Annotated in this window: 3 protein-coding genes; all 3 read left to right on the top strand. The window is 64.3% G+C overall.

All coding sequences use genetic code 11. From position 1 onward, the window contains the following. Positions 1-249: flagellin (locus EN780_RS31295; RefSeq protein ID WP_281035391.1), on the top strand; the 249-nt coding region annotated here is incomplete at its 5' end. Positions 250-495: 246 nt separating this feature from the next. Next, on the top strand, positions 496-1,380 hold the full coding sequence (locus tag EN780_RS31290) for a flagellin (protein ID WP_126058480.1): 885 nt from the start codon (positions 496-498) through the stop codon (positions 1,378-1,380). A gap of 132 nt (positions 1,381-1,512) precedes the next feature. Continuing rightward, positions 1,513-2,858, top strand: a 1,346-nt coding sequence (gene fliF, locus EN780_RS31285) for a flagellar basal-body MS-ring/collar protein FliF (protein ID WP_128276207.1), incomplete at its 3' end; no start/stop codon positions are given.

The raw sequence follows: 2,858 nt of genomic DNA, 5'->3' as shown, positions 1-2,858 counted from the left end.
GCGCTTGGCAAGCTGTCCACCGGTGCCGCTTCGCTCGGCGCCGCCAAGTCGCGCATCGACACCCAGAAGAGCTTCCTGTCGAACCTCTCGGACTCGATCGACAAGGGCGTCGGCTCGCTGGTCGATGCCGACATGAACAAGGAATCGACCCGCCTGCAGGCCCTCCAGGTCCAGCAGCAGCTCGGCATCCAGGCGCTGTCGATCGCCAACGGCAATTCGCAGTCGATCCTGTCGCTCTTCCGCGGCTGATCGCCTCCTGAACTCCAGTCTTCTGCATCGGGCCGCGCCATCAGCGCGGCCCGATTTTCATTTGTGAAACCCTTGTCATTTTCCCTCGCCAAAGCATGGCTTTAACGCGCCATTAACGATGTCGCGCTAGTTATGGTTAACCATTCACTTATGACGGGCAGACCAGTTGGTCGACAGGCATGACGCCCCCGCCAAACGGGTTGACCGGCATGCGTAAGGCATGCCTGCTTTGAGAAGGGGTGTACCTTGGCAAGTATCATGACGAACGCCGCGGCGCTGACCGCGCTGCAGAGCCTCAACGCCACCAACAAGGCGCTTGAAACGACGCAGGCCCGCATCTCGACTGGCTACCGCGTCGCCACCGCTTCCGACAACGCCGCCTACTGGTCGATCGCTACCAGCATGCGTTCCGACAACAAGGCGCTGTCGGCGGTGCAGGACGCGCTCGGCCTCGGCGCCGGCAAGGTCGACACCGCCTACACCGCCATCACCGACATCAAGGACCAGGTCGACGCGATCAAGGCCAAGCTGGTCACCGCCCGCGGCGCCAGCCAGGATAACCAGCAGAAGATCGCGACCGAAATCAAGGCCATCCAGGAGCAGATCAAGTCGTCGGTCACCAATGCCAGCTATGCCGGCTCGAACCTGCTGCAGAACGACGGCCTCGTCGCCTCCGACCTGCAGATCGTTGCCTCCTACAACCGCACCGGCACCACCGTCGCCATCGACACCATCAATGTCGCGGCCGCCGACACGCAGGTTCTCGATATTGCCGGCACGGGCGGCATCGTCGGCGGCCTGCTCGCCACGACGTTCTTCGACCCGAGCGCCGCTGCAGTCACCGACACCGCCATCGATACGGCGCTGGGCAGCGTTGAAACGGCGCTTGCCAAGCTCTCGACGGGCGCGGCCTATCTCGGCGCCGCCAAGTCGCGCATCGACACCCAGAAGAGCTTCCTGTCGAACCTCTCGGACTCGATCGACAAGGGCGTTGGCGCCCTGGTCGACGCCGACATGAACAAGGAATCGACCCGCCTGCAGGCGCTGCAGGTGCAGCAGCAGCTCGGCATCCAGTCGCTGTCGATCGCCAACGGCAACTCGCAGTCGATCCTGGCCCTGTTCAAGAGCTGATATTCCGGCTGATCTTTCCATTGCATCGAAGGCCGCGCCGCAAGCGCGGCCTTTTGCGTTCCGCCTATCATCCTCGCACAAGCTTCGCGGTCTAGTGTTCCGACGGACAGTCGTGCTGGGAGCCGTTGGAACGTGCCGGAACAGATCCAGAGCATCATCTCGAATCTCAGGGCATTTGGCGTCAAGCGCCTCGCCATGCTGGGCGGCATCGCGGCGCTCGTCATGACCGTCATCGGCGTGGCCTCGATCTATCTCAACCGTCCCGCCTACGAGACGCTCTATGTCGGGCTCGAGCGCTCCGACGTGAACCAGATCGGCCTGGTGCTGGGCGAGGCCGGCATCGGCTTCGATGTCGGTGCCGACGGCACCTCCGTGCTGGTGCCGGCCGGCACCACCGCGCAGGCTCGCATGATGCTCGCCGAAAAGGGCCTGCCGACCAGCGCCAATGCCGGCTACGAGCTGTTCGACAATGTCGGCTCGCTCGGCCTGACATCCTTCATGCAGCAGATCACAAGGGTGCGCGCCCTGGAGGGCGAGATCGCGCGTACCATCCAGTCGATCGCCGGCATCAAGGCGGCGCGCGTCCACATCGTCATGTCCGAGCGTGCCAATTTCCGCCGCGACGAGCAGCAGCCCTCGGCCTCGGTGGTCATCCGTTATGCCGGCATCGATGCCGAAAAGAGCGCCATGTCGATCCGCCACCTGGTCGCCGCCGCCGTTCCCGGCCTGGCGGCCGACAAGGTGACGGTGCTCGATTCCAACGGCAACCTTCTGGCCGCCGGCGATGACCCGTCCAACACCAGCGCTGCCCGCACGCTGGGCGTCGAGCAGACGGTCGAGGCGCAGATCGGCGACAACATCCGCCGCGCGCTGACACCCTATCTCGGCCCGGACAATTTCCGCGCCAGCGTCAAGGCCGACGTCAACACCGACACCCGCCAGACCGAAGAGACGATCTTCGATCCGGAGTCCCGCGTCGAGCGCTCCGTGCAGTCGGTGCGCACCAACGAGAACAGCAATCAGAAGCAGGCCTCGACCCCGACCAGCGTCGAGCAGAACCTGCCCGAGACCCAGGCGGCCAGCACCGAGGGGCCGCAATCCACCTCGCAGAACGACCGCAAGGAGGAGATCACCAATTACGAGATCAACTCCAAGAAGATCGCTACCGTCTCCAACGGCTATTCGGTCACCAAGATGTCGGTCGCCGTCGTCGTCAATCAGCAGCGCCTGGCCACCATTCTCGGCAAGGACGCCACGCCGGAGCAGATCGCCAAGCGCGTCGCCGACATCCAGAAGATGGTGGCCTCCGCCACCGGCTTCGACGAAAAGCGCGGCGACGTCATCGACGTCTCGGCGGTCGAGTTCATCGACGGGCTCGACGGCGAGCCGATCGAGCAGCCGGGCATCCTGGCCTCGATCGGGACCTATACCGGCACGTTGATCAATGCCGGCGCCTTCATCGTCGTGGTGTTCCTGGT

The organism is Mesorhizobium sp. M4B.F.Ca.ET.089.01.1.1, assembly GCF_004022605.1.
Lineage (GTDB): Bacteria > Pseudomonadota > Alphaproteobacteria > Rhizobiales > Rhizobiaceae > Mesorhizobium > Mesorhizobium abyssinicae.
This window is presented reverse-complemented; position numbering and strand designations above follow the sequence as displayed.